The 25,788-nt window shown below is 70.9% G+C and carries 20 protein-coding genes; 18 read left to right on the top strand and 2 right to left on the bottom strand.

The window, feature by feature from the left end:
• Positions 1 to 13: 13 nt before the first annotated feature.
• From O7613_RS04650 to O7613_RS04600, 11 genes are all read left to right on the top strand, one after another.
• Positions 14 to 1,618 (top strand): FAD-dependent oxidoreductase, encoded by a 1,605-nt coding sequence (locus O7613_RS04650; protein WP_281584034.1) that lies wholly within the window; start codon positions 14 to 16, stop codon positions 1,616 to 1,618.
• Between the two features lie 22 nt (positions 1,619 to 1,640).
• A complete protein-coding gene (locus O7613_RS04645) occupies positions 1,641 to 2,924 on the top strand; it encodes a sugar ABC transporter substrate-binding protein (protein WP_282292319.1) in 1,284 nt (427 codons plus the stop codon).
• Positions 2,925 to 2,935: 11 nt separating this feature from the next.
• Positions 2,936 to 3,883 (top strand): sugar ABC transporter permease, encoded by a 948-nt coding sequence (locus O7613_RS04640; RefSeq protein WP_282292317.1) that lies wholly within the window; start codon positions 2,936 to 2,938, stop codon positions 3,881 to 3,883.
• Positions 3,873 to 4,715, top strand: coding sequence for a carbohydrate ABC transporter permease (locus O7613_RS04635; RefSeq protein WP_281584037.1), 843 nt, complete (start codon positions 3,873 to 3,875; stop codon positions 4,713 to 4,715). The genes O7613_RS04640 and O7613_RS04635 overlap by 11 nt, the downstream gene beginning before the upstream one ends.
• Entirely contained in the window at positions 4,712 to 5,659 is a 948-nt protein-coding gene (locus O7613_RS04630; protein ID WP_282292315.1) for an ROK family protein, read from the top strand. The genes O7613_RS04635 and O7613_RS04630 overlap by 4 nt, the downstream gene beginning before the upstream one ends.
• Positions 5,656 to 6,375 (top strand): putative N-acetylmannosamine-6-phosphate 2-epimerase, encoded by a 720-nt coding sequence (locus O7613_RS04625; RefSeq protein ID WP_282292313.1) that lies wholly within the window; start codon positions 5,656 to 5,658, stop codon positions 6,373 to 6,375. The genes O7613_RS04630 and O7613_RS04625 overlap by 4 nt, the downstream gene beginning before the upstream one ends.
• Before the next feature lie 42 nt (positions 6,376 to 6,417).
• The gene (locus tag O7613_RS04620) at positions 6,418 to 6,789 is read left to right on the top strand and encodes a metalloregulator ArsR/SmtB family transcription factor (RefSeq protein ID WP_281584040.1); all 372 of its coding nucleotides are present in this window, start codon (positions 6,418 to 6,420) and stop codon (positions 6,787 to 6,789) included.
• A 428-nt stretch (positions 6,790 to 7,217) separates the two neighbouring features.
• Positions 7,218 to 8,738, top strand: coding sequence for an arabinofuranosidase catalytic domain-containing protein (locus tag O7613_RS04615; protein ID WP_282292311.1), 1,521 nt, complete (start codon positions 7,218 to 7,220; stop codon positions 8,736 to 8,738).
• 33 nt (positions 8,739 to 8,771) lie between these two features.
• Complete coding sequence (locus tag O7613_RS04610) at positions 8,772 to 10,553, top strand: family 43 glycosylhydrolase (RefSeq protein WP_281584042.1); 1,782 nt, start codon at positions 8,772 to 8,774, stop codon at positions 10,551 to 10,553.
• Positions 10,554 to 10,564: 11 nt separating this feature from the next.
• The gene (locus tag O7613_RS04605; RefSeq protein WP_281584043.1) at positions 10,565 to 11,689 is read left to right on the top strand and encodes a ricin-type beta-trefoil lectin domain protein; all 1,125 of its coding nucleotides are present in this window, start codon (positions 10,565 to 10,567) and stop codon (positions 11,687 to 11,689) included.
• A 79-nt stretch (positions 11,690 to 11,768) separates the two neighbouring features.
• Positions 11,769 to 13,118, top strand: a complete 1,350-nt coding sequence (locus O7613_RS04600) for a ricin-type beta-trefoil lectin domain protein (RefSeq protein ID WP_281584044.1) — start codon at positions 11,769 to 11,771, stop codon at positions 13,116 to 13,118.
• Between the two features lie 60 nt (positions 13,119 to 13,178).
• Here the strand turns inward: O7613_RS04600 and O7613_RS04595 are convergent, their stop codons facing one another.
• Positions 13,179 to 14,945, bottom strand: coding sequence for a ricin-type beta-trefoil lectin domain protein (locus tag O7613_RS04595; protein ID WP_282294477.1), 1,767 nt, complete (start codon positions 14,943 to 14,945; stop codon positions 13,179 to 13,181).
• Positions 14,946 to 15,170: 225 nt separating this feature from the next.
• On the opposite strand from O7613_RS04595, the gene O7613_RS04590 reads away from it, so the two are divergent.
• From O7613_RS04590 to O7613_RS04575, 4 genes are all read left to right on the top strand, one after another.
• Positions 15,171 to 16,421 carry an extracellular solute-binding protein gene (locus tag O7613_RS04590; protein ID WP_282292309.1) on the top strand — a complete coding sequence of 417 codons (1,251 nt, stop codon included), beginning with the start codon at positions 15,171 to 15,173 and terminating at the stop codon, positions 16,419 to 16,421.
• Between the two features lie 4 nt (positions 16,422 to 16,425).
• A complete protein-coding gene (locus O7613_RS04585) occupies positions 16,426 to 17,313 on the top strand; it encodes a sugar ABC transporter permease (RefSeq protein WP_282292308.1) in 888 nt (295 codons plus the stop codon).
• A gap of 62 nt (positions 17,314 to 17,375) precedes the next feature.
• Positions 17,376 to 18,137, top strand: a complete 762-nt coding sequence (locus O7613_RS04580) for a carbohydrate ABC transporter permease (RefSeq protein WP_281590400.1) — start codon at positions 17,376 to 17,378, stop codon at positions 18,135 to 18,137.
• Positions 18,138 to 18,170: 33 nt separating this feature from the next.
• Positions 18,171 to 19,910: a glycogen debranching protein gene (locus O7613_RS04575; protein WP_281584047.1), complete on the top strand. Its 1,740-nt coding sequence runs from the start codon at positions 18,171 to 18,173 to the stop codon at positions 19,908 to 19,910.
• Here O7613_RS04575 and O7613_RS04570 read toward each other — a convergent pair.
• Positions 19,907 to 20,926, bottom strand: a complete 1,020-nt coding sequence (locus O7613_RS04570) for a LacI family DNA-binding transcriptional regulator (RefSeq protein WP_282292307.1) — start codon at positions 20,924 to 20,926, stop codon at positions 19,907 to 19,909. The two genes, O7613_RS04575 and O7613_RS04570, sit on opposite strands and share 4 nt — an antisense overlap.
• A gap of 179 nt (positions 20,927 to 21,105) precedes the next feature.
• On the opposite strand from O7613_RS04570, the gene O7613_RS04565 reads away from it, so the two are divergent.
• The 3 genes from O7613_RS04565 to O7613_RS04555 are packed head-to-tail and all read left to right on the top strand — an operon-like array spanning position 21,106 to position 25,784.
• Positions 21,106 to 23,502 (top strand): ricin-type beta-trefoil lectin domain protein, encoded by a 2,397-nt coding sequence (locus O7613_RS04565; RefSeq protein ID WP_282292306.1) that lies wholly within the window; start codon positions 21,106 to 21,108, stop codon positions 23,500 to 23,502.
• Positions 23,503 to 23,535: 33 nt separating this feature from the next.
• Complete coding sequence (locus O7613_RS04560) at positions 23,536 to 24,900, top strand: extracellular solute-binding protein (protein WP_282292305.1); 1,365 nt, start codon at positions 23,536 to 23,538, stop codon at positions 24,898 to 24,900.
• 5 nt (positions 24,901 to 24,905) lie between these two features.
• Positions 24,906 to 25,784: a sugar ABC transporter permease gene (locus O7613_RS04555; protein WP_282292303.1), complete on the top strand. Its 879-nt coding sequence runs from the start codon at positions 24,906 to 24,908 to the stop codon at positions 25,782 to 25,784.
• The last annotated feature ends 4 nt before the right edge of the window (positions 25,785 to 25,788 follow it).

Here is a 25,788-nt window from a genome sequence, read left to right as displayed (position 1 = left end):
CTGGAAGGAAGCAATGGCAAAGATGCGTGCGGACGTCCTCGTCGTCGGCGGCGGACTGGGCGGCGTCGCCGCGGCGCTCGCCGCGGCGCGGGCCGGCCGGTCGGTCGTCCTGACCGAGGAGTTCGACTGGCTCGGCGGGCAGCTCACCAGCCAGGCCGTCCCGCCCGACGAGCACTCCTGGATCGAGCAGTTCGGCGCCACCGCCAGCTACCGGGAGCTGCGGGACGGCATCCGGGACTACTACCGCCGCCACTACCCGCTCACCGAACGGTCCCGGGCCTGGACCGACCTCAACCCGGGCGCCGGCTGGGTGAGCCGGCTCTGCCACGAGCCCCGGGTGGCCGTCGCGGTCCTGGAGCAGATGCTCGCGCCGCACCGGGGATCCGGGCGGCTGACGGTGTTGCAGCCGTACCGGCCGGTGGCCGCCGAGACCGACGGGGACCGGGTCACCGGGGTCACCCTCGCGCACCGGGACCGCGACGACCGGATCGAGGTGGTGGCGCCGTACGTGCTGGACGCCACCGAGACCGGCGAGCTGCTGCCGCTGACCGGCACCGAGTACGTCACCGGGTTCGAGTCGCAGGCGGAGACCGGCGAACCGAGCGCCCCGGCGCAGGCGCAGCCGATGAACATGCAGGCGGTGTCCGTCTGCTTCGCCCTGGACCACGTCGACGGCGATCACACCATCGACCGGCCCGCCTCCTACGACTTCTGGCGCGACTACAAGCCCGACTTCTGGGGCGACCGGATGTTGTCCTGGCGGTCGCCGCACCCCCGGACGCTGGAGATCGTCGAGCGCAGTTTCACCCCGAACCCCGACGACGATCCGCTGAGCGTCCACGCCGACCAGCGGCTCAATCCCGGTGACGGCAACCTGTGGACGTTCCGGCGCATCGCCGCGCGGCGCAACTTCGTCGACGGGGCGTACGGCAGCGACATCACCCTGGTCAACTGGCCGATGATCGACTATTTCGAGAGCCCGGTCATCGACGTGCCGAACGCGACCTGGCACCTGGCCCAGGCGCGCGAGCTGTCGTACTCCGTCCTGTACTGGTTGCAGACGGAGGCCCCCCGTCCCGACGGCGGCACCGGCTTCCCCGGGCTGCGGCTGCGCGGCGACGTGACCGGCAGCGGCGACGGCCTGGCGCAGGCGCCCTACATCCGGGAGTCCCGCCGGATCCGCGCCGAGTACACGGTGGTGGAGCAGGACCTCTCCCTCGCGGTGCGGGGTGAGCACGGCGCGGTGAGCTACCCCGACTCGATCGGCGTGGGGATGTACCGCATCGACCTGCACCCGTCGACCGGCGGCGACAACTACATCGACGTCGGCTCCTGCCCGTTCGAGATCCCGCTCGGGGCGCTGATCCCGCAGCGGATGGAGAACCTGCTGCCGGCCGGCAAGAACATCGGCACCACGCACGTCACCAACGGCAGCTACCGGCTGCACCCGGTCGAGTGGAACGTCGGCGAGGTCGCCGGCCTGCTTGCCGACTTCTGCCTGACGCGGGGCGAGTCCCCGCGTGCGGTCCGCGGCACCCCCCGCCTGCTGGCCGAATTCACTGATCGCGTCTCGGCCGCCGGCGTCCAGCGCCACTGGCCGCAGATCGCGGGCTACTGAAACCCCCGGTGAGGAGAAGATAGTGAAAACACGAAAGGGTCTGGCCGCCGTCGCCGCGGCGTTGTCAGGTGTCCTCGTGCTGTCCGCCTGCGGCGGTGGCGGCGAGGCGAAGGACGACGGCCCGGCCAGCCTGCGGATGACCGTCTGGTCGGCCAACGAGGCGCACCTGAAGCTGTTCAACGAGATCGCCGACGAGTACCGCAAGAGCCACCCGGACGTCACGGAGATCACGTTCGACCCGCTGCCGTTCGACAACTACACCACCACCCTGACCACGCAGATCGCCGGCGGCAACGCGCCCGACCTGGCGTGGATCTTCGAGAACTCGGCCCCGGACTTCGTCGCCTCCGGCGCGCTGCGCCCGCTCGACGACACGCTCAAGAAGGCCGACGGCTACCAGTACGACGATCTCTCCGCCGCCACGCTCAAGCTCTGGCAGGAGGACGGCAAGCTGTACGCGTACCCCTTCTCCACCTCGCCGTTCGGGGTGTTCGTCAACACCGACATGGTGCGGAAGGCCGGGCAGAAGACGCCTGCCGAGCTGATCGCGGCCGGGCAGTGGACCTGGGACAACGCGCTGGCCACCGCCGGCGCGACCGCGGCGAAGTCGGGCAAGGCCGGCCTGGTGATCCGCGACTTCGACTACAAGGGCTGGGACAACCTGTCCACCTTCTGGACCGGCTGGGGCGCCCAGGCGTGGAGCGAGGACGGCCGGAGCTGCGGCTTCGCCAGCCCGGAGATGGTCGACGCGATGACCACCCTGCACAAGGCCATCTTCACCGGCAAGGCGCTGCCCGGGCCGGGCACCACCGCCGACTTCTTCGCCGGTGACGCGGCCATGACCGTCACCCAGATCTCGCGCGCCTCGCTGCTGAAGGACGACGGTTTCGGCTGGGACCTGGTCCCGCTGCCGGCCGGCCCGAAGGGCCCGTACGCGGTGGTCGGCCAGGCCGGCCTCGGGGTGATGAAGAAGAGCCCGCACGCCGAGCAGGCGGCCGACTTCCTGGCGTTCTTCACCAACCCCACCAACTCGGCGAAGCTCGCCCAGTTCTTCCCGCCGCCCCGCACGTCGCAGCTGACCGCCGAGACGCTCGGCAAGACGAACCCGAAGCTCAAGCCGGAGCAGCTCCAGAAGGTTGTCGTCGACGGCATCACCAGCGGCGTGGTCAAGCCCAGCCACGCCGGGCAGGCCGAGCTGAGCCAGCAGGTCCGGGCCGGTCTGGACCCGCTGTGGCAGCCGGACGCCGACGTCAAGGCCGTGCTCGACGGCCTCTGCGCCAAGATCCAGCCGCTGTTGGCGAAGTAGGGCCGAGAATCATGACCCAGACGGACACCAGGGTGGGCCCGGCCGCTGCCGGGCCCACCCCGGGCCGGGCCCGGCCGTTCTGGACCAGCCGTCGCCGGGACCAGCTCACCGGTTACCTGTTCATCGCCCCGCAACTGCTCGGCAGCGTGCTCTTCGTGATCGTGCCGCTGGTCCTCGTGGTCTGGTACAGCCTGCACGAGTGGAACGTGCTCGCCGGCAGCTTCGAGTTCGTCGGCGCCGACAACTACACCGCGCTCGCCGACGACCCCAACCTCGGCGCGGTCCTGCGGGCCACCGGGCTGTTCTCCGTCGGCCTGGTGGTGTTCAACCTCGGCCTGGCGCTGCTGCTGGCCGTGCTGCTCAACCAGAAGCTGCGGGGCACCGTCCTGTTCCGCACCCTGTTCTTCTCCCCCGTGGTCGTCTCCCTGGTGGCCTGGACCATCGTCTGGGGGTTCCTGCTGCAGAAGAACGGCGGGATCAACGGTCTGCTCGACACCGTCGGCGTCACCGGGCCGAACTGGCTGCGCGGCGAGGGCACCGCGATGCTGTCGGTCGTCGTCGTGCAGGTGTTCAAGAACGTCGGCCTGAACATGGTCCTGTTCCTGGCCGCCCTCCAGGGCGTGCCGGCGGACCTGTACGAGGCCGCGGAGGTGGACGGCGCCGGCCGGATGCGCCAGTTCTGGCGGATCACCGTGCCCCTGATCAGCCCGACGATCCTGCTGACGTCGATCATCACGGTGGTCGGATCGCTCCAGGTCTTCGCGCAGATCGCGGTGCTGACCCAGGGCGGGCCCGGCACCTCGACCACGGTGCTCGTCTACTACCTCTACCAGCAGGCCTTCCAGTTCCATCACTTCGGCTACGGCGCGACGCTGTCGATCCTGCTGTTCGTCATCGTGCTCGCGCTCACCGTGCTGCAGTGGCAGATGCGCAAGAGGTGGGTCTTCCATGAATCGTGAGCTGTCCCGCCGGGCCAAGCTGGTGCTCTACGGGGCGCTGCTGATCCTGGCCGTCCCGTTCGTCTTCCCCACCTGGTGGATGGTCACCTCGTCACTGACGCCGGTGGCGGACATCTTCGCCTTCCCGCCGAAGCTGCTGCCGACCGACCCGAGGCTCGACGCCTACCGGCGGGTGTTCGAGTTGCAGCCGTTCGGGCAGCAGTATCTGAACAGCCTCTACATCGCGCTGCTGGTCACCGTCGGCACGCTCGCCGTGGCGGCGCTCGCCGGGTACGCCTTCGCGCGGATCCGGTTCCGGGGCCAGAACCTGCTGTTCCTGGTCGTGCTCGCGGGCCTGCTCATCCCCAGCGAGGTGACGATCGTGCCGCTGTTCCAGATGTTCTTCAAGGCCGGGCTGATCGACACCCACTGGCCGCTGATCCTGGTGCCGATCTTCGGCGCGCCGAGCGTGCTGGCGACGTTCATCATGCGGCAGTTCTTCATCAGCCTCCCCGACGAGCTGGAGGAGGCGGCGCGGGTCGACGGGTTGGGCCGCTTCGCCACGTTCTGGCGGATCGCGTTGCCGCTGTCCCGGCCCGCGCTGGGCGCGGTGTCCATCTTCACCTTCCTGCACAGTTGGAATCTCTACCTGGAACCGATCGTGTTCCTCTCCTCGCCGGAGAAGTTCACCCTGCCGCAGGCGCTCACCCAGTTCGTCGACGCGTACGGCGGCCCGATGTGGGACGTCCAGCTCGCGGCGGCGTCGATGACCGCGCTGCCGGTCCTGGTGGTGTTCGTCATCGCGCAGAAGCAGTTCGTCGAGGGCCTCGCGCACACCGGCCTGAAGGGGTGACCGCGCCGGTGATCGGCGTCGACATCGGCGGCACCAAGACCGCCGCCGCGCTCGTCGACCCGGACGGACGGGTGCGGGCCCGCCGGGAGGCCCCCACCCCGGCCCGCGCCGGGCCCGAGGCGGTGCTCGACACCGCCGCCGGCCTGGCCGCGGACCTGTTCGACCCGGCCGGCGCCGGCCCGGTGGGGGTGGGCACCGCCGGCACCGGCCCGGTGGGGGTGGGCACCGCCGGCACCGTCGACCCGGCCACCGGCATCATCCGGTACGCGACCGACAGCCTCCCCGGGTGGGCCGGCACTCCGGTCGCCGACGCCCTCGCCGCACGCCTGGGCCGACCGGTGCGCGTCACCAACGACGTCAGCGCAGCCGCGCTCGGCGAGAGCTGGGCCGGTGCCGGGCGGGGCCGCCGGCACGTGCTGCTGGTGGCCGTCGGCACCGGGCTGGGCGGGGCGATGGTCCGCGACGGCCGCGTCGAGACCGGCGCTCGCGGGGCGGCCGGCCAACTCGGGCACCTGCCCGCGCCCGGCGCGCACCGGCTGCGGTGCGGCTGCGGCAGGTACGGGCACCTGGAGGCGATCGCCTCCGGCACCGGGCTGTCCGCCGCGTACGCCGCCGCGACCGGAACCCGGGTCACCGGCCGGACCGTGGCGGAACGCGCGAACGCCGGCGACCGGATCGCCGGGCAGGTCGTCGACCGGGCCGGCGCCGCCCTCGGCGCGGCCCTGGCCGGGCTGGTCGCCCTGCTCGACCCGGAGACCGTCCTGGTCACCGGCGGGGCCGCCGCGGTCCTGCTGCCCGCCGCGTCCGCCGCCTACCGGGCGGAGCTGCCCGAGGGCTGGGCCGGCGTGCCGCTGCTGCCGGCCGCGCTGGGCGCCGACGCCGTCCTGGTCGGTGCGGCCCGGCTCGCCACCCGAACGACCGACGACGGAGGGACCGGACCGTGAGCGTCCTCGACGACCTGGCCGGCGGGCTCGTGGTGTCCTGCCAGCCGCTGCCCGACGAGCCGGACGACCCGATGCGCGACCCGTACGTCCAGGCCCACGTCGCGGCGGCGGTCGTGCGCGGTGGCGCCGTGGCGGTCCGGGTGAACGGCCCGGACGACGTCCGGGCGGTACGCGCCGCCGTCGACGTGCCGGTGATCGGGCTGTACAAGCACGGCGCCGGGGACGTGTTCATCACGCCGACCGCGGCGCACGCGCTGGAGGTGGCGCGGGCCGGCTCGCACGTCGTCGCGGTCGACGCGACCGACCGTCCACGGCCGGACGGGCGCGGGTTCGCCGACACCGTACGTACGCTGCGGGAGCGGACCGACGCGCTGGTCCTGGCCGACGTTTCCACCGTGGCCGAGGGGGTCGCCGCGGTGGCGGCCGGCGCGGACGCGGTCGCCACCACGCTGTCCGGCTACACCGCGAACAGCCCGTCCGCCGACGGGCCTGACCTGGGGCTCGTGGCGCGACTCGCCGCGCTGCTGCCGGTGCCGGTGCTCGCCGAGGGGCGGTACCGCACCCCGGAGCAGATCGGCCGGGCCTTCGCCGCCGGGGCACACGCGGTGGTGATGGGCAACGCCGTCACCTCCCCACTGTGGATCACCCGTCGGCTGGTGCCGGCCACCCCCCGCGCGACGCGCGGACCGCGTCCGAGGGAGATTCATCACCCGTGATGGTTGCCGTTTTGCCATCGCATCGATGGCGTTGGTGCGACTATGGAGGGCGTGGGAACTGCGAAAACTGCCATGCCGTCCATCTCGCCGCTGACCGGTGAGCCGATCAAGCGGGCCGACGCCGAACGCCTCGCCGGGGTGCTGAAGGCGTTCGCCGATCCGGCTCGGCTGCGGCTGATCAGCCTGATCCAGTCCGCCCCGCAGGGCGAGGCGTCGGTGAGCGACCTGACCGCCCCGCTCGGGCTGTCCCAGCCGACGGTGAGTCACCACCTGCGGATCCTCACCGAGGCCGGGCTGCTCGAACGGGAGAAGCGGGGCGTCTGGGCCTACTACCGGGTGGTGCCGGCCTCGATCGCCGCGATCGCGGACCTGCTGACCCCGCCGCGCAAGCGGGCGACGAAGCGCGCCCGCTGAGCGCGTTCACCTCGCCGCGCCGCATTCGGCCGAGTCGCATTCCGGCGCGTCGCATTCGGCTGCGCCATATTCCGCCGCGCTTGGCCGGCGGCACTCCGGACACGGCGTAGAGCCAGCAGGGCGCGGCGCGCCTCGCGCCCTTCGACGCGTCGGCCCACGGCTCCGACCGGAGTCTGTCCGGTGCGCGCCGGCGCGTCCGGCCCGCCAATGTGTTCTAATTATTCGCGTCGATGTTCGCGCTAACATCGATGACCGGCTGCCACCACCGGCACCTCCGGCATCGTCATGCGTGCGGGCCTCGCGCCGGAACCGGGCGCCGGCGGTGGGTTCACCCTGCGCGGGTCAGCGTTCCATCGACGGCCATCACCACCCGTGAGGCTCCGCGCCGGTACGGACGGTCCCGGAGCCTGCGTATCCGAGGAGCCGTCATGCCCATCTCCCGTCCCCGAACGCTCCGGCACAGACGCCTACGCCTGGCGATCTCGGCCCTGGCCCTCGTGCTGGCTGCCGGCGGCACCGCCGTGGCGACACAGACACGGGTGGCCGTCGCCGCCCCCGGACCGGGCGCCGTCGTGGGCGCGCAGTCCGGCCGCTGCGTCGACGTGCCGAACGGCAGCACCACGAACGGCACCCAGGTCCAGCTCTACGACTGCACCGGCGTCACCGCGCAGAACTGGACGTACACGTCGGCCCGTCAGTTCACGGTCTACGGCACCAAGTGCCTGGACGCCAACGGCCAGGGCACCAGCAACGGCACCGCCGTGATCATCTGGGACTGCAACGGCCAGGCCAACCAACAGTGGAACGTCAACGCCAACGGCACCATCACCGGCCAACAGTCCGGCCTGTGCCTGGACGCCAACGCCGCCGGCACCGCGAACGGCACCAAGCTGATCCTCTGGACCTGCAACGGCCAGGCCAACCAGCGGTGGACCACGTCGACGACGCCGACGTCCGCGCCGCCCACCTCGCCGCCCCCCACCGGTGGCCGGCCGTGCGACCTCTACGCCGCCGGCGGGACGCCGTGCGTGGCGGCGCACAGCACCACCCGGGCGCTGTTCTCGGCCTACGGCGGCAACCTCTACCAGGTCCGCCGGTCCTCGGACAACGCCACCCGCAACATCGGGGTGCTGAGCGCCGGCGGCTACGCCGACGCCTCCGGCCAGGACTCGTTCTGCGGCGGCACGACCTGCGTGATCACGGTGGTCTACGACCAGTCGGGACGCGGCAACGACCTGTGGTACCAGGGTTCGGCGCAGGTCCCCGGCTCGTCCTCCAGCCGGCCGGCCACCGCGACGAGCGAGTCGTTGACCGTCGGCGGCGCCAAGGCGTACTCGCTCTACATCAACCCCAACAACAGCTACTGGCGGGACGGCCACCTGACCGGCGTTCCCACCGGCAGCGCGCCCGAGGGCATGTACATGGTCACCAGCGGCACCCACGTCAACAGCGGCTGCTGCTTCGACTACGGCAACAGCGAGACCACCCGCAAGGCCGACGCCGCGGGAGCGATGGACGCGATCAACTTCAGCACCAGTTGCTGGTTCGGCGGCTGCTCCGGCAGCGGCCCGTGGGTGCAGGCCGACCTGGAATGGGGTCTCTTCCCCGGCGGCAGCTCGTCCTGGAATCCCAACCAGCGCGCCTTCACCAGCAAGTTCGTCACCGCCACGCTGAAGAACAACGGCACGTCGCGCTTCGCCATCAAGGGCAGCAACGCCCAGTCCGGCAACCTCTACACGCTCTACGACGGGTCGTTGCCCAACGGCTACAGCCCGATGAAGAAGCAGGGCGCGATCATCCTGGGCAGCGGCGGCGACTGCTGCAAGCCCGGCGGTGGCGCCAACCTCAGCGCCGGCACCTTCTACGAGGGGGCCATGGTGGCCGGCTATCCCTCGGACGCGACCGAGAACGCCGTCCAGGCCAACATCGTGGCCGCCGGCTACCGCTGAGACCACCCGCACACCACCCCCGAAAGGACCGTGATGTTAACGCTCTCAAGAAGGCCGGCCCGGCGCGGACTCGCCGTGCTCGCCAGCCTGCTCGTCGTGATCGGGCTCTTCCCGGCGATCGCCCGGGCGGACAACCCGATCGTGCAGCACATCTACACCGCCGACCCGGCGCCGCTGGTCTACAACGGCCGGGTCTACCTCTACACCGGCCACGACGAGGACAACTCGACCTGGTTCACCATGAAGGAGTGGCGGGTCTGGTCGTCCGACGACATGGTCAACTGGACCGACCACGGGTCGCCGCTCAACCTCGCCACCTTCAGCTGGGCCAAGCAGGACGCCTGGGCCGGCCAGGCGATCTACCGCAACGGCAAGTTCTACTGGTACGTACCCATGGTCGTGCGGGCGACCGGCCAGATGGGCATCGGCGTGGCGGTCTCCGACAGCCCGACCGGCCCGTTCCGGGACGCGATCGGCCGCCCGCTGGTGAGCAACGGCGAGATCGACCCCACCGTGTTCATCGACGACGACGGTCAGGCGTACCTCTACTGGGGCAACCCGAAGCTGTGGTACGTGAAGCTGAACTCGGACATGATCTCGTACTCGGGCAGCCCGACGCAGATCCCGCTGACCACGGCGGGCTTCGGGACCCGGACCGGGGACGCGAACCGGCCCACCCTGTACGAGGAAGGGCCCTGGGTCTACAAGCGCAACAACCTCTACTACAACGTGTTCGCCGCCAAGTGCTGCTCGGAGTTCATCGGCTACTCGACGGCGCCCGGCCCGACCGGGCCGTGGACCTACCGCGGGACGGTCATGCCCACCCAGGGCAGCAGCTTCACCAACCACCCCGGGATCGTCGACTTCAAGGGCGGTTCCTACTTCTTCTACCACAACGGCGCGTTGCCCGGCGGCGGCGGTTTCACCAGGTCGGTGGCGGTGGAGAAGTTCTCCTACGGGTCGGACGGCTCGATCCCGACGATGTCCATGACCAACGCGGGCGCCCCGCAGGTCGGGACGCTGAACCCGTACGTCCGGCAGGAGGCCGAGACGATCGCCTGGGGGCAGGGGATCGAGACCGAGCCGGCCAGCGGCGGTGGCATGAACGTCGGCTTCATCGACAACGGGGACTACATCAAGGTCAAGGGCGTGGCCTTCGGCTCCGGCGCGACCTCGTACACCGCCCGGGTGGCCTCGGCCGGTAGCGGCGGCACCATCGAGTTGCGCCTGGACAGCACCAGCGGCCCGCTCGTCGGCAGTTGCCGGGTGTCCGGCACCGGCGGCTGGCAGACGTGGACGGACACGACCTGCGGGGTCAGCGGCGCCACCGGCACCCACGACCTCTACCTGCGGTTCACCGGTGGCAGCGGCTCGCTGTTCAACATCGACCACTGGCGGTTCAGCTCCGGCACCGGCACCCCGCCGACCACCGCGCCGCCCACCACCGCGCCGCCGACCACCGCACCGCCGACGACCCCGCCCCCGACCACCGCACCGCCGACCACCCCGCCGCCCACCAGCGGCGCCTGCGCCGCGACCTACCGCACCACGAGCACCTGGTCCGGCGGCTTCCAGGGCGAGGTGACCGTCACGGCCGGCGCCTCGGCGATCAACGGCTGGACGGTGGGCTGGAACCTGGCCGGAGGCCAGAGCATCAACCAGATCTGGGGCGGCACGCTGAGCACCAGCGGCTCCACGGCGACCGTCCGCAACGTGTCGTACAACGGCTCGGTGCCGGCCGCCGGCTCGACCACGTTCGGCTTCCTGGCCAACGGCTCGCCGTCGACCCCGTCCCTGACCTGCACCAGCCCCTGAGAGGAACACTCATGCGCAGAAGGACAGGGTGGCTCGCCGCAGCCGCCGCGTTGGCCATGGCCGTCGCCGGGGTGCTCACCCCGGCCGGCCCGGCCGCAGCCGAGTCCAACGGCGGGGTACGGGTGATGCCGCTCGGTGACTCGATCACCGAGGGCACCCAGGTCCCGGGCGGCTCCCGGATCGGTCTGTGGCAACGGCTCGCCGCCGGCGGCTACCGGATCGACTTCGTCGGCTCCCAGTTCAACGGGCCGGGCAACCTCGGCGACCACGACCACGAGGGACACCCCGGCTGGCGGATCGACCAGATCGACGCCAACATCACCGGCTGGCTGAACGCCTACCAGCCGCGCACCGTGCTGCTGCACATCGGCACCAACGACATCCTGCAGAACTACAACGTGTCCGGCGCGCCGAACCGGCTCTCCACCCTGATCGACCACATCACCGCGACGGCGCCCAACGCCGACGTGTTCGTGGCGCAGATCATCCCGCTTGCCAACTCCGGCCAGGAGTCGGCGGTACGCACCTTCAACGCCGCCATTCCCGGCATCGTGCAGTCCAAGGTGAACGCCGGCAAGCGGGTCCACCTGGTCGACCAGCACTCGGCGCTGAGCACCGCCGACCTGATCGACGGCATCCACCCGACCGCCGGCGGTTACGACAAGATGGCCGCCGTCTGGTATGCCGCGCTGCGGTCGGTGGACGGCAGCATCGGCACCCCGGGCAACGGCGGCGGCACCACCTACCAGAACGTGCAACTGGTCGGTGGCGGCTCGGGCCGGTGCCTGGACGTGCCGAACGGCAGCACCACCAACGGCACCCAGGTGCAGCTGTACGACTGCTGGGGCGGCACCCCGCAGCGCTGGACCTACACCTCCGCGAAGCAGTTGCAGGTGCTCGGCAACAAGTGTCTCGACGCGAACGGTAAAGGGACCGCGAACGGCACCAGCGTGATCATCTGGGACTGCAACGGCCAGGCCAATCAGCAGTGGAACCTCAACGCCAACGGCACCATCACCGGCGTGCAGTCCGGACGCTGCCTGGACGCGGCCGGCTACGGCACCGCCAACGGCACGAAGATCAACCTTTGGGACTGCCACAACGGCACCAACCAGCAGTGGAGCACCCGAAGCTGACGTGCAAGGCGGGGCCCCTTCTTAACGCCTCCGGTATAGGAAGGGGCCCCGCTTAACCACTCGAAGGAAGGAGGACGCCATGCCGAGACATCGGCTCATCGTCGGCGTCGTCGCGGGAGTGGCGGGACTCGTCCTCGCCATGGGCGGCGTCGCGTTCGCCGCCGGTCAGGATGCCGCCGGCGTCAGCCCGCTGGCGGCGACCGCCGGCTGCGGCAGGGCGCCGGCGCTGACGAGCGGCTCGCACACGATCTCCAGCGGCGGCCAGAACCGTTCGTACATCCTGCGGATCCCCGACAACTACGACAACAACCACCCGTACCGGCTGATCTTCGGCTTCCACTGGAACGGCGGCACCGCGGGCGACGTCGACTCGGGCGGGACCAGCGGATACCCGTGGTCCTACTACGGGGTCCGGGCGCTGTCGAACAACAGCGCGATCTTCGTCGCACCGCAGGGCAACGGCAACGGCTGGGCCAACCCGAACGGCCAGGACCTGACGTTCGTCGACGACATGGTCCGCACGTTCGAGGCCGGCCTGTGCGTGGACACCACCCAGTTGTACGCGATGGGCTTCAGCTACGGCGGCGGCATGAGCTACGCCATCGCCTGTGCCCGGGCGAACGTATTCCGCGCGGTAGCGGTCTATTCGGGCGCGAACCTCAGCGGGTGCAACGGCGGCACCCAGCCCATCGCGTACCTCGGGATCCATGGTCTGCGTGACGGCACGCTGCCGATTTCGGCGGGCCGCGCGCTGCGCGACCAGTTCGTCCGCAACAACGGCTGCACCCCGCAGAATCCGCCGGAGCCGGCGCAGGGCAGCCTGACCCACGTCGTCACCTACTACTCGGGTTGCCGGGCGGGCTACCCGGTCGCCTGGGGCGCCTTCGACGGGCCGCACGCCCCGAACGCGGTGGACGGCACCGCCGACCCGTTCGCGCCGGGCGAGCGGTCGTGGACGCAGGCCGTGGTGTGGCGGTTCTTCACGCAGTTCGACGGCACCACCCCGACGAACCCGCCGACCACGCCACCGACCAGCCCGTCGCCCACCACCGGGCGGCAGCTCGCCGGCGAACAGTCCGGCCGCTGCGTGACCGCACCGACCCAGACCTCGGGTACGCAGGTGCAGTTGCAGGACTGCGCCGGGCAGTCCGGTCAGCTCTGGACCGCCGGCGCCGGCCGCCAACTGCAACTGGCCGGCAACCTGTGCCTAGACGCGAACGGGGCGGGCACCAGCAACGGCACGGCGGTCATCGTGTGGGGCTGCAACGGCCAGGCCAACCAGCAATGGAACGTCAACGCCAACGGCACCGTCACCGGTGTGCAGTCCGGGCTCTGCCTCGACGCCAACGCCGCCGGCACCGCGAACGGCACGAGACTCATCCTGTGGTCCTGCAACGGCCAGGCCAACCAGAGGTGGAGCTGGCGCTGAGGTGTTAAGCGGGGCCCCTTCCCATACCGCAGGCGTTAAGAAGGGGCCCCGCCTTGCATCTCAGGGGCGGAGGGTCCAGCGTTGGTTGGCGCCGTTCAGGCACTGCCAGAGCTGGATCTTGGTGCCGTTGGTGGTGCCGAAGGCGCTGGCATCCAGGCACAGGTTGGACTGCACGCCGGTGATGGTGCCGTCGGCGTTCAGGTTCCACTGCTGGTTGGACTGGCCGTTGCAGTCCCAGATGACCACCGGGGTGCCGTTCGCGGTGCCCTGGCCGGAGGCGTCCAGGCACTTGTTGCCGTACACCGTGAGCTGCTTGCCCGACGTGTAGCTGAACCGCTGGTTGGCGTTGCCGTGGCAGTCCCAGAGCTGGATCTGGCTGCCGTTCGTGGTGGTGGCGCCGGGCACGTCAGCGCACCGGCCGGACTGGCCGCCGACGATCTGGACGTTCTGGTTCGTCGGCCCTCCGCCACCGGGCGGCAGCAGGGTGACGGTGGACGTGTCGCTGATGGCCGAGTGCGACACGTTGACCGTGGTGCCGTTGTTCGACAGCGTCACCACGCTGTCCCGCACCGTGACCGGCCCGGACACCGCGCCGCCGTTGTTGTACGGGATGTTCTGCACCACCACCCGGACCTGGTTGTCGACCACGATGCCGCTTGTCGCGTCCAGGCGCTGGATGTTCACCGCGACGTTGCCGGTGGTGCGGTGGCCGCCGATGAGGATCTTCGCCGAGCCGGTGTCGCGGGTGGCGAACGCGTCGTAGGAGGCGCTCGGCGTGACGGAGGCGATCTGGCCGGTCATCGAGCCGTAGAACTGGTACGCCCACCATTCGCCCTTGGGCTGGTACTGCCCGCTGGAGTTGTGGGTGAGCAGGTTGCCCAGGTCGTTGTGCAGGTTCTGGCCGCCGGCCCAGTTGGCCCGCAGCCCGTCCGCGCCGGCGCGTTCCAGCCGGGCCAGGTACCACGCCCCAGCGGCCGGGTTCTGCTCGTTGGACGCGCCGTACTCGTTGATCTGGTGCGGTCGCGGGTGGGCGATGCCCCGCGAGTCGAGCGTCTGGTTGGCGGTGGCCACGTTCGACACCGGGTCGCCGGGCAGCGAGTGCCAGCTGAAGATGTCCGGCACCACGTTGTTGGCCTTGACGTAGTCCAGGTACTGGGTCCACCAGCCGCTCGTGGACGGTACGCAGGCGCAGCTCGGCCCGACGATGAGCATGCCCGGGAACGCCGACCGGATCCGCTGGTAGGTGCGTCGCCACAGTTCGAAGTACTGCGACTGGGGCCGGTTCCAGAACAGGCTGATGTTCGGCTCGTTCCAGATGTCCCACTGCACGGTGATCCCGGCCGAACGGACATCGGAGAAGAGCCGGTCCAGGAAGCGGTCGTAGTCGCTCCAGTCACCGTTGTCGCCGGGGAAACGGCTGATCGAGGCGCCGTCGGCGCCCCAGAGGTCGTGGTCGAGCAGCACGAACGTGCCGCCGAGGGCGGCGGTGCGGCGGGCCTGGGCGACTGTGGCGTTCCAGCGTCGGTCGTAGCCGCCGCCGACCCAGCCCTGTCCGGGTAGTTGGGCGCCGCCGGCGCGCATGGCCCGGAACTTCACGTCCCGGAAGTAGCTGTCCGGCGGGTTCTGGCCGTTCTCGGTCATCCCGTAGATCCACCCCGATCCGCGGTACGTCGGCGTACCCAGGGAGGCGGAGAAGTTGACGGTGAGCGACTCGTCGGCGGCCCGTGCCGGGGACGCGGCGACCGCCAGCGAGCAGGCGACGGCGAGGGTACCGGCCGTGATCCGGGCGGCGAGGCCGCGGATCCGGGGTGCCCGGGCGTGGGGGATGTTCACTGCGACTCCTTCGGCAGTGTGGTGGGGCTGCGGAGGACGTCCTAGCGAATCGATTCGCCGGGCAGCCTAGGCGTCGATGTCTATGGATGTCAACGCCATGACCAGCCTGTGGCGAACCAGTTTCGCCCAGAGGCGATCGAGCACCTTGACCGCATACATCGACCGGCTTATCTTCGGTCGAACCGATTCGCCGTTTCGCTGCCCGAGAGGGGCCACACCATGACGACATCCGCCTGGCGGCGGGGCGTGGCCGGCGCCGCCCTGACCGCCCTCACGGTCGCCGGCACCGTCACCGGCTGCTCCGCGAACGACACCCCGGAAGGCGGGGCCGGCGGCGCCGCGTACACCGTCTGGGACCCGTACCCGCAGTTCGCCGGCGGATCCGACTGGGAGAAGCTGCTCGACACCTGCGGCAGCTCCGCGGGCGTGCCGGTGCGACGCACCGGCTACGACACCACCGACCTGACGAACAAGGCGCTGCTCGCGGCCCAGCAGGGCAACTCCCCCGACGTGCTGATCATCGACAATCCGGTCATCTCCACGCTCGCCCAGGCCGGCGCGCTGACCTCGGCGGACGAGACGAAGCTCGACACCGCGGCCTCGGCACCCAACCTGCTCGGCGCCGGCCAGCTCGACGGCAGGACCTACGGCGTCCCGATCGGGGCGAACACGCTCGCCCTCTGGTACAACAAGGACCTGCTGGGCAAGGCCGGGGTGGACGTCGCGTCGGTCCGGGACTGGCCGTCGCTGACCGCTGCGCTGGCGAAGGTGAAGGGCGCCGGCAAGAAGGGCATCACGTTCTCGGCGATCGGCACCGAGGAGGGCAGCTTCCAGTTCCTGCCCTGGTTCTGGGGCGCGGGCGCCCAGCTGACCGCGCTGGACTCGCCGCCGGCCATCTCCGCGCTGACGCTGTGGTCCGACTGGCTGACCCGGGGGTACGCGCCGAACTCCGTCATCAACAACACCCAGACCACCAGCTGGCAGGAGTTCGCCGGCGGCGACTACGCGTTCGCCGAGAACGGCACCTGGCAGCGGGCCAACGCCGAGAAGCTCGACTTCGAGTACGGGATCATCCCGGTGCCGGCGAGTGCCGGCGGCACCGCCCCGGCCCCGACCGGCGGTGAGTTCGTCTCCATCCCGGTGCAGCGCGACACCGGCCGGTACGAGGTCGCGCGGAAGCTGGTGACCTGCCTGACCAACCCGGACAACCTGCTGACCACCGACACCACGCTGTCGTACGTCGCGCCGGTGGCGGCGGTGCAGGAGAAGCAGGTCGCGGCCGACCCGGAGCTGAAGGTGTGGGTCGACGCGGTCAACGCCGCCAAGGGGCGCACCGGTGACAACCTCGGCACGCGGTACCCGAAGATCTCCGAGCAGTTGTGGACCGCCGTGCAGGGGGCGCTCAGCGGCGCGAAGACGCCGCAGGCGGCCCTGTCCGCCGCCCAGGGCGTGGCCGCCGCCGCCAAGTAGATCCATGAGCCGAAACCGCACCGACCGGTGGACGGCGTGGGCGTTCCTCGCCCCGGTGACGGTCTACCTGCTGGTCTTCTACGCCTATCCGCTCTACCGGAACATCGAGCTGAGCCTGCGGCGGTACACGGTCCGCTCGTTCGTCTCCGGCGACGCCCCGTTCGCCGGGCTGGACAACTACCGGGACGTGGTGACCCATCCGACCTTTCTGCCGGCGCTCGTGCACACGGCGGTCTTCACGGCGGTGTCGCTGCTGTTCCAGTTCGCCCTCGGGCTGGCGCTCGCGGTCTTCTTCCACCGGCACTTCCCGCTGTCGGCGACGCTGCGGGCGCTGTTCCTCGTACCCTGGCTGCTGCCGTTGATCGTCTCGGCCTCCACCTGGTCGTGGATGCTCAACAGCGACGCCGGGGTGGTCAACGCGGCGCTCGGCGCGGTGGGCCTCGACCCGGTCAACTGGCTGACGTCGCCGCGGTGGTCGCTGGTCTCGGTGATCATCGCGAACATCTGGATCGGCATCCCGTTCAACCTGGTCGTCCTCTACAGCGGTCTCCAGGCCGTCCCGCCGGAGGTGTACGAGGCCGCGGCGCTGGACGGGGCGAGCGGTCCGCAACGGTTCTGGCGGATCACGTTCCCGTTGCTGCGGCCGGTGTCGGCGATCACGCTGCTGCTCGGGCTGATCTACACGCTGAAGGTCTTCGACCTCATCTGGATCATGACCAGGGGCGGGCCGACCGACTCGTCCACCACGTTCGCCACCTGGTCCTACCGGCTCGGTTTCGGCAGCCTGCTGCCGGAGTTCGGGCCGGGCGCGGCCGTCGGCAACCTGCTGATCGTGGTCGCCCTCATCTTCGCGTTGAGCTACGCCCGAGCGCAACGGAGGCAACGGTGGTGACGAGAAGACCCGCGCGTACCGCCTGGTGGCGGACCGGCCTCGGGCTGGTGTTCACCGCGCTGATGCTGTTCCCGGTCTACTGGATGGTCAACGTCTCGTTCACCCGCGACGGCGACCTGCGGGCCGACCCGCCGCACCTGTTCCCCGTCGACGGCACCGTCGAGGGTTACCGGGTGGTGCTGCGGGAGCAGTTGCCGTACCTGGGCACCAGCCTGCTCGTCGGGCTCGGCACGGTGGCGCTGACCGTGGCCCTCGCCGCGCCGGCCGGCTACGCCCTGGCGAAGTTGCGCCCGGCCGGCGGCGGCGTGCTCAGCTTCGTACTGCTGATCGCGCAGATGATCCCCGGGATCATCATGGCGATGGGGTTCTACGCCATCTATCTCCGCCTCGGGGTGCTCAACTCGGCCGCCGGCCTGGTGCTCGCCGACTCCACCATCGCCGTGCCCTTCGGAGTGTTGATCTTCGCGGCGTTCATGTCCGGCATCCCGGACGAGGTGCTGCACGCCGCGGTGGTGGACGGCGCCGGCCGGTGGCGGACGTTCTGGTCGGTGGTGCTGCCGCTGAGCCGGGGTTCGGTCATCACCGTGTCGCTGTTCGCCTTCCTCTGGGCCTGGTCGGACTTCCTCTTCGCGTCCACGCTCGACGCCGGGGGCGCCGCCCGGCCGATCACGCTCGGCATCTACCGCTACATCGGCAACAACAACCAGCAGTGGAACGCCATCATGGCCACCGCAGTGGTCGCCTCCGTCCCCGCCACCGTCCTGCTGATCGTGGCCCAGCGGTACGTCGCCGCGGGCGTGACAGCGGGCGCCGTCAAGGACTGAGCCATCCGTACCCCAGAAAGGCAGCCAGCGCAGATGACCGTTGCCCCCTCCGGTCCGGCGTTCTCCGTCCGGGAGATTCCGTTCAGCCACCGCGGGTCCTGGCTCAGCGTCTCCCCCGTGGTCGCCGAGAACACCTACGCCGACGACCTGCACCTCGTCTCGCACCGCAACGGCATGCACCCGGTGCTGCGGTTCAGCGCGCCGGCCGACGCCACGGTGACGGCCCGGCCGGCGCTGCTGAGCTGGCACGACCGGGTCGGCCGGGTCGAGCTGACCTACGCGGGCCCGGACACGCTCCGGCTGCGCGGGCGGGGGGCCGGGCTGCGGATCACCGCCGCCGCGGCCACCCTCACCCCGTTCAGCGGGACCTACCTGTACGACGACCCGACGGACTCCTCGGCCGTGTTCACCTCGTACGAGACCGGCCGCCGCTACCGGGTCACCGTGCTCGCCGGCACCGCCGAGACGGTCGGGGCGCAGGCCCTCGGCACCGCCGACCGGGGCCTGCTCCTGCCCGCCGACCGGCCGTGGGAGGTCGCGATCGAGGAGTACGCGACGGCCCGCCGGCCGTACCCGGACACCGCCGACTTCGACGACCTGGTCGACGCCGGCCACGCCGACTTCGCGGCGTTCGTCGAGGCGGTCGCGCCGTGGCGCGACGCGGAGACCCCGGCCGCCGAGCTGGCCGGGTATGTGTTGTGGTCGGCCACGGTGGGTGCGGCCGGCTTCGTCACCCGGCCTGCCGTCCTGATGTCGAAGCACTGGATGAACAAGGTGTGGAGCTGGGACCACTGCTTCAACGCGCTGGCCCTCGCGGACGGCGACGCCGACCTCGCCTGGCACCAGTTCCACCTGCCGTTCGACCACATGGACGACGCCGGTGCGCTGCCCGACTCGGTGACGCACTCGGAGATCCTGCACAACTTCGTCAAGCCACCGATCCACGGCTGGGCGTTGCGGCGGCTGCGTCAGCGGTCGGGCCGGTCGCCGTCGCGCGACGACCTGGTCGAGGTCTACGAGCGGCTGGCCCGGTGGACCACGTTCTGGCTGGACCACCGGCGGGCGCCCGGTCGATGCCTGCCGCACTACCAGCACGGCAACGACAGCGGCTGGGACAACGCCACCACGTTCGACGACGACCGGGTGATCGAGACGCCGGACCTCGCCGCTTTCCTGGCGATCCAGCTGGGGTGCCTGGCGGAGCTGGCCGACGAGCTGGAGCGCCCGGCGGAGGCGGCGCGGTGGGCGGGCGTCGCCGGCGAGGTCCGCGAGGCGCTGCTGGGTGAGCTGTGGACCGGCGAGCGGTTCACCGCGCGGGCCCCCGGGGCCGGGAGCAACCGGGCCGGGAGCAACCGGGCCGGGAGCAACCGGGCCGGGAGCAGCCTGCTCGACCTGATGCCGGTCGTGCTCGGCGAGGCGCTTCCGGCCGCTGTCGCCGCCGTCCTCGCCCGCCGCGTCGAGAGCCATCTCACCGAGCACGGGCTGGCCACCGAGCCGCTCGACTCGCCGTACCACGCCGCCGACGGCTACTGGCGCGGCCCGATCTGGGCCCCGGCCACCGTGCTGATCGAGGACGGGTTGCGCCGGGCCGGGCACACCGCGCTCGCCGACGAGATCAGCCGGCGGTTCCGGGTGCTGTGCGAGCGGTCCGGCTTCGCCGAGAACTTCGACGCCAAGACCGGCGCGGGCCTGCGGGACCGCGCGTACACCTGGACCGCGAGCGGCTATCTCCTGCTGGCCGGCGACGACCGGCGGCGGCGGGCCGGCGGTTAGCGGACGGTCCGGGGCACCGGGCCGGTGCTGGCACGCAGCGAGATCGGCGGGCGGTAGAGCCGGTGCCGGGGCGCGGTCTCGGGCGCGGCGATCCGCTCCAGCAGGAGCGACACGGCCGCCGCGCCCATGTCGACGATCGGCACGTCCGCCGCGGTGAGCGGCGGGCGGAAGTTCTCCGCCCAGTGCCGGGCGGCGACCCCGGTGAGGGAGAAGTCGCGCGGCACCACGAGCCCGGCCGTCTCCAGCGCCCGCTGCATGCCGGGCAGGGCCGCCTCGTTCACGGTGGCCACGGCGGTGACGTCGGGATGGCTCGCCAGCAGTTCCTCGACGCACGCCTCGCCGGCGGTGACGTCGTCGCCGCAACAGACGTCGATGCCGACCAGGCCGCGTTCCCGGGTCGCCGTGGTGAAGCCGGTGAGCGCCCGGCTGCCCGGGCCGTAGCCCGCGGCGACGAGTTCGGCCGACCGGTTGACCAGGGCGACGGTGCGGTGCCCCAGGTCCGCCAGGTGGTGCACGCAGCTTGCGATGAGGCCGGCGTAGTCCACGTCCACCCAGCTCATCCCGTGCGGCTGGGCGGTGCGGCCGATGGTCACGAACGGCAGGCCGGTCTGCTCCAGCCGGGTCACCCGCTCGTCGGTCAACCGGATCTCCATCAGGACCACCCCGTCGACGCGGCGGCCGGTGACGATCCGTTCGAACGACCGGTCGTGGTCGCCGCCGGAGGGCGACAGCAACACGTCGAGGTCGGCCCGGGCGGCGGCCTCGACCACGCTTGCGACGAAGCCGAGTTGCATGTCGGTGAGGCGCTGGCTGGCGGGTGGGATGACCAGGCCGAGGGTGCGGGTCCGGCCCTCCTTGAGGGCACGCGCGCTGGCGTTCGGGCGGTAGTCCAGCTCGTCGATGACGGCCTGGATGCGCTGCCGGGTGGCCGCCGAGACCGGCCGCTTGCCGCTCAGCACGTACGACACGGTGCTGCGGGACACCCCGGCCCGCCGGGCGATCTCACCGATGTTCATCCCGCTCCCGGCAACGGTCGTCGAATCGGTTCACCTGGTGCGCAGACCCTAGGTCGGGGCGGTGACACCTGTCAACGCGCGGGCCCGCACATTATAGACATGTCTCTATATTGACCGGTCCGACATCGATGCTTAACATCAGACGTCATACCTATGTCCCCTCGACCGGGGAGGTCCCCGTGAAACCATTCGCCCTGCGACGGTCCGCCGCGGCCGGCCTCGCGCTGGCGACGGTGGCCGCCGGCATCGCGGTGGCGGCCTTCGCCTCGTCCGCGTCGGCCGCCGTCACCACGCTGTACGCGGCCCCCGGCGGCACCGGCAGCGCCTGCTCCGCGGCACAACCCTGCGCGTTGTCCGCGGCCCAGGCCACGGTGCGCACGATGACCGGCGGCATGTCCGACGACATCGTGGTGCAGCTCGCCGACGGCGTCTACCGGGTGACCTCGCCGCTGACGTTCGGCGCGGCCGACTCCGGGACGAACGGCCACACCGTGCGCTGGCAGGCCGCGTCCGGCGCGCACCCGGTGATCAGCGGGGCGAAGCAGGTGACCGGCTGGTCCGTCGCCGATTCCGGCCGCAACATCTGGAAGGCCACCGTCGGCGCCGGGCAGGACACCCGGCAGCTCTACGTCGACGGCCAGGTCGCCACCCGGGCCCGTACGCAGGTGAACCGGTCGGACTTCAGCGCCTCGGCCAGCGGGCTGCGGATCACCAACGGCAACCTGAACTACCTGAACAACGTCGCCAACGCCAACCGGGTCGAGGTCGAGGGCGTCAACTCGTTCACCGACCGCTACTCGCCGGTGCAGAGCATCAGCGGCGGCATGCTCACCATGGCGCAGCCGGCGTGGAACAACAACAACTTCGGCTACGACACCCTGATGAACCCGTTCCGGGCCGGGCCCTTCTACCTGGTGAACGCGTACGAGTTCCTCGACTCGCCGGGTGAGTGGTACGTCAACACCGGCACCGGCACGCTCTACTACATCCCGCGCTCCGGCCAGAACATGTCGAACGTCGACGTCGAGTTCCCGGTGGTGCAGTCCCTGGTCCAGGTCGGCGGCAGCTACGCCAGCCCGGCGCACCACATCGCGTTCAGCGGCATCACCTTCACCGGCACCAGTTGGCTGGGCCCCAGCAGCAACCAGGGTTGGGTCGACCAGCAGACCGGCTCGTACATCGCCGGCAACTGGTCGTGGCCCGGCTTCGGCTCCTGCACCTCCGGCTGCCAGCAGTTCGAGGCGGCCCGGCCGAGCTGGTTCCAGATGCCGGCCGCGGTGCAGGTCTCGGCCGCCAACACCATCACGTTCAGCGACTCCCAGTTCGTCAACCTGGGCCAGACGGCCATCGGCATCGGCAACGACGCCAACGCGCACGGCACCGGCGTCGGGCTGGGCGCCAGCGGCATCACCGTCACCCGCTCCGAGATCGCCCGGAACGCCGCCGGCGGCTTCGTCATCGGCGGCGTGCGCGCCGACGCCCACCACCCGAGCGACACCCGGATGACCAACCGGGACATCACCGTCAGCAACAACCGCATCCACGACCTCGGCCTCGACTACCGGGGCATCAGCTCGGTGCTGCCCACCTACGTCACCAACGCCACGATCAGCCACAACGAGATCTACAACCTGCCCTACTCGGGCATCACCATCGGGTACGGCTGGGGATCGAACGACGCCGGCGGCAACAACGAGTACGCCAACCGCGGCCTCTACAACTACCAGCCGCGTTACAGCACGCCGACGACCGCGTCCAACAACCGGGTGGTCGGCAACTACGTCCACGACGTGATGCAGCAGATGAACGACGGCGGATGCATCTACACCCTGGGGTGGGACCCGAACGCGCTGATCAGTGAGAACTACTGCCTGCGCACCAACGGCTACTTCGGCGTCTACTTCGACGAGGGCTCGAAGTACTACACCGTCACCAACAACGTGTTCTCCAACACCGGCACCTGGGCCACCGCCAACTACTGGGGCGGCGAGAACATGGGCAACTGGACGGTCACCAACAACTGGTCGACGAACGGCAGCACGAACGTCACGAACGGCGACCGGGGCAACGTCGTCTACGGCAACACGACTGTCACCAACGGCAGTTGGCCGTCCGGCGCGCAGAGCGTGATGAACTCCGCCGGACCCCAGGGCACCGGCGGCCCCACCACCCCGCCGCCCACCGGCAGCGCCCGGCAGATCGTCGGCGGGCAGTCCGGCCGGTGCGTGGACGTGCCGAACTCGTCCACCACCAACGGCACCCAGGCCCAGCTCTGGGACTGCGGCAGCGCCAGCGGCCAACGCTTCACCGTCACCTCCGGACGGCAACTCCAGGTGTACGGGACCAAGTGCCTGGACGCCAACGGCCAGGGCACCAGCAACGGCACCGCCGTGATCATCTGGGACTGCAACGGCCAGGCCAACCAACAGTGGAACGTCAACTCCAACGGCACCATCACCGGCCAACAGTCCGGCCTGTGCCTGGACGCCAACGCCGCCGGCACCGCGAACGGCACCAAGCTGATCCTCTGGACCTGCAACGGCCAGGCCAACCAGCAGTGGAGCCTGCGCGGCTGACCCGGCCGGCAGCGATCGGGAAGGACCACCGACATGGCACACGTACCGCGCGTCAACGCCGCCCGCCGGTCGCTGCTCGCCGCCGGCGTCGTGGGGACGCTCGCCGGCGTCCTGGCGCTGACCGGGTGCGGCAAGGACGAGTCCTCCCCCGGCGCCTACGGCTTCCCCCAGGTCACCCAGGACGACAAGGCCACCATCACGGTCTGGGTGGACGCCGACCGGTCGAAGGCCGTGGACGCGTTCCGGAAGGCGCACCCCGACGTCGCGCTCAAGGTGGAGACGTACGACGGGTCGGCCAACGGCTCCAACTCGTTCCGCACCAAGGTTCAGCTCTTCGACCGGGCGGGCAGCGGCTGGCCCGACGTCGTGTTCTCCACCCAGAACAACGACGCGGCGTGGGCCAGCCAGCAGAGCAACGGCAAGCAGGCGTTCGCGGCCGTGCTCGACCGGGGGCTGGTCGGAAGCGGCGTGCTCGACGGGTTCACCACGGGCGCGCTCGACCCGTGCACCGTGGACGGCAAGGTGTACTGCCTGCGCAACGACCTCGCCCAGGTGGTGCTCTGGTACAACCGGAAGCTGCTCGACGACTTCGGGTACCCCCTGCCCGCCACCTGGGAGGACTACCAGGCGCTGGGCGAGCGGGTGGCACGCGAGCACCCCGGCTATCTGGTGGGCACGGTCGGTGACCCGTGGACCCCGGAGATCTACTTCTGGGGCAGCAGGTGCCAGGCCAACGGCATCACCGGCCCGCGCACGGTGACGGTGCGCACGGACAGCACCGAGTGCCGGCGCGCCGCGACGCTCGTCGACACGCTGGTCCGCAACCGCACCGCACCCAACATCAGCGTCTTCACCCCCGAGTTCGTCAAGACGTACGCGGACAAGGTGCTGATGCTGCCCGGCCCGGCCTGGTACGCCGGGGCTATCTTCCACAACCCGCAGTCCCTCGACGTGCCCGCCGGGCAGCTCGGCGTCGCGGCCCCGCTGCCCTGGCGGGGAGAGGAGCCGGTCACCGGCAACGTCGGCGGCGGCACGTGGTTCGTCAGCAGCAACTCCCGCAACCTGAAGGCGGCGGCGGCGTTCGTCGAGTTCGTCACGACCGCCGACGACTACCAGGTGGCGCTCGCCCCCGGTTACCCGGCGTACGCGCCGGCCGCCGAGAAGTGGATCAAGCAGCAGGAGGCGAGCGGTTACTACGCCACCGACCTCGGGCCGGTCACCGCGGCCGGGGCGAGCATCTGGAACGGCTGGGGCTCCGGCGTCTTCAGCCAGGAGGCGATCTGGGCCAAGACGGTCACCCCGGCGATCGCGAGCGGCCGGCGCGTGGCCGACCTGCTCCCCGAGTGGGAGCAGGCGATCCGGAACCAGGCCCAGGTGAACGGCTACACGGTCAAGTGACGCCGATGGCGGCCGGCGGCACGAGAGGGCGCGGCGCGCTGAGCTACGGCTTCGTCGCGGCGTACGCGGCGCTGGCCCTGGCGTTCGGCGTGCTGCCCGCCCTCTACGCCCTCTGGCTGGCGTTCACCACCGGGGCCGGCGGCTTCGCCGGGCTGGACAACTTCACCCGGGTGCTCGGCGACTTCCGGTTCGGGCCGGCCGTCGCCCACGTCGCGCTCTACCTGGCGATCTGGCTCGCCGCGCTCGTCGTGCTGGTGTCGTTCCTGGCCGTCGTCGTGCACGCGGTGCGGGTGCGCTGGCTCAGCCGCACCCTCCGGCTCGTCTTCTATCTGCCCGGCGCGGTGGCCGGCGCGTCGAGCGTGCTGCTCTGGCTGTTCGTGCTCGACCCCACCGCGAGCCCGGTCAGCGGCCTGCTGCGCCTGTTCGGCTTCCACAGTTTCGTGCAGGTCATCGTGCCGGGGAACCTGCCCGCGATCTTCGCGATCATCGCGTTCTGGACCGGCGCGGGCGGGTGGGTCGTCATCATGTACGGCGCGTTGAACACCATCGGCGCGGAGGTGATCGAGGCCGCCCGCATCGACGGGGCGAACGCCGTCCAGATCGCCTGGCACGTCCAGCTCCCGCTGCTACGCAAGTGGATCTCGTACATGGGCATCATGTCGCTCGCCGCCGGCACCCAGCTCTTCGTCGAGCCGCAACTGCTCTCGCAGGCGAGCAACGCGGTCGTGCCGAACGACTACTCGCTCAACCAACTGGCCTACCAGTACGCCTTCCAACACAACGACTTCAACGGCGCGGCGGCCATCTCGCTGCTGCTCCTCGTCGTCGCCCTCGCCCTGTCCGCCGTCTTCGTGGTGCGCGGCGGCCTGTTCGGAACGGACTGACGCC

Origin of the sequence: Micromonospora sp. WMMD975 (assembly GCF_029581215.1) — a bacterium.
Classification (GTDB): Bacteria; Actinomycetota; Actinomycetes; order Mycobacteriales; family Micromonosporaceae; genus Micromonospora.
This window is presented reverse-complemented; position numbering and strand designations above follow the sequence as displayed.

Coding starts and splice junctions, on each gene's coding strand:
- O7613_RS04650 (WP_281584034.1), top strand. CDS start 14: ATGGCAAAGATGCGTGCGGACGTCCTCGTCGTCGGCGGCGGACTGGGC.
- O7613_RS04640 (WP_282292317.1), top strand. CDS start 2,936: ATGACCCAGACGGACACCAGGGTGGGCCCGGCCGCTGCCGGGCCCACC.
- O7613_RS04635 (WP_281584037.1), top strand. CDS start 3,873: ATGAATCGTGAGCTGTCCCGCCGGGCCAAGCTGGTGCTCTACGGGGCG.
- O7613_RS04620 (WP_281584040.1), top strand. CDS start 6,418: ATGGAGGGCGTGGGAACTGCGAAAACTGCCATGCCGTCCATCTCGCCG.
- O7613_RS04615 (WP_282292311.1), top strand. CDS start 7,218: ATGCCCATCTCCCGTCCCCGAACGCTCCGGCACAGACGCCTACGCCTG.
- O7613_RS04610 (WP_281584042.1), top strand. CDS start 8,772: ATGTTAACGCTCTCAAGAAGGCCGGCCCGGCGCGGACTCGCCGTGCTC.
- O7613_RS04605 (WP_281584043.1), top strand. CDS start 10,565: ATGCGCAGAAGGACAGGGTGGCTCGCCGCAGCCGCCGCGTTGGCCATG.
- O7613_RS04600 (WP_281584044.1), top strand. CDS start 11,769: ATGCCGAGACATCGGCTCATCGTCGGCGTCGTCGCGGGAGTGGCGGGA.
- O7613_RS04590 (WP_282292309.1), top strand. CDS start 15,171: ATGACGACATCCGCCTGGCGGCGGGGCGTGGCCGGCGCCGCCCTGACC.
- O7613_RS04585 (WP_282292308.1), top strand. CDS start 16,426: ATGAGCCGAAACCGCACCGACCGGTGGACGGCGTGGGCGTTCCTCGCC.
- O7613_RS04580 (WP_281590400.1), top strand. CDS start 17,376: ATGCTGTTCCCGGTCTACTGGATGGTCAACGTCTCGTTCACCCGCGAC.
- O7613_RS04575 (WP_281584047.1), top strand. CDS start 18,171: ATGACCGTTGCCCCCTCCGGTCCGGCGTTCTCCGTCCGGGAGATTCCG.
- O7613_RS04570 (WP_282292307.1), bottom strand. CDS start 20,926: ATGAACATCGGTGAGATCGCCCGGCGGGCCGGGGTGTCCCGCAGCACC.
- O7613_RS04560 (WP_282292305.1), top strand. CDS start 23,536: ATGGCACACGTACCGCGCGTCAACGCCGCCCGCCGGTCGCTGCTCGCC.
- O7613_RS04555 (WP_282292303.1), top strand. CDS start 24,906: ATGGCGGCCGGCGGCACGAGAGGGCGCGGCGCGCTGAGCTACGGCTTC.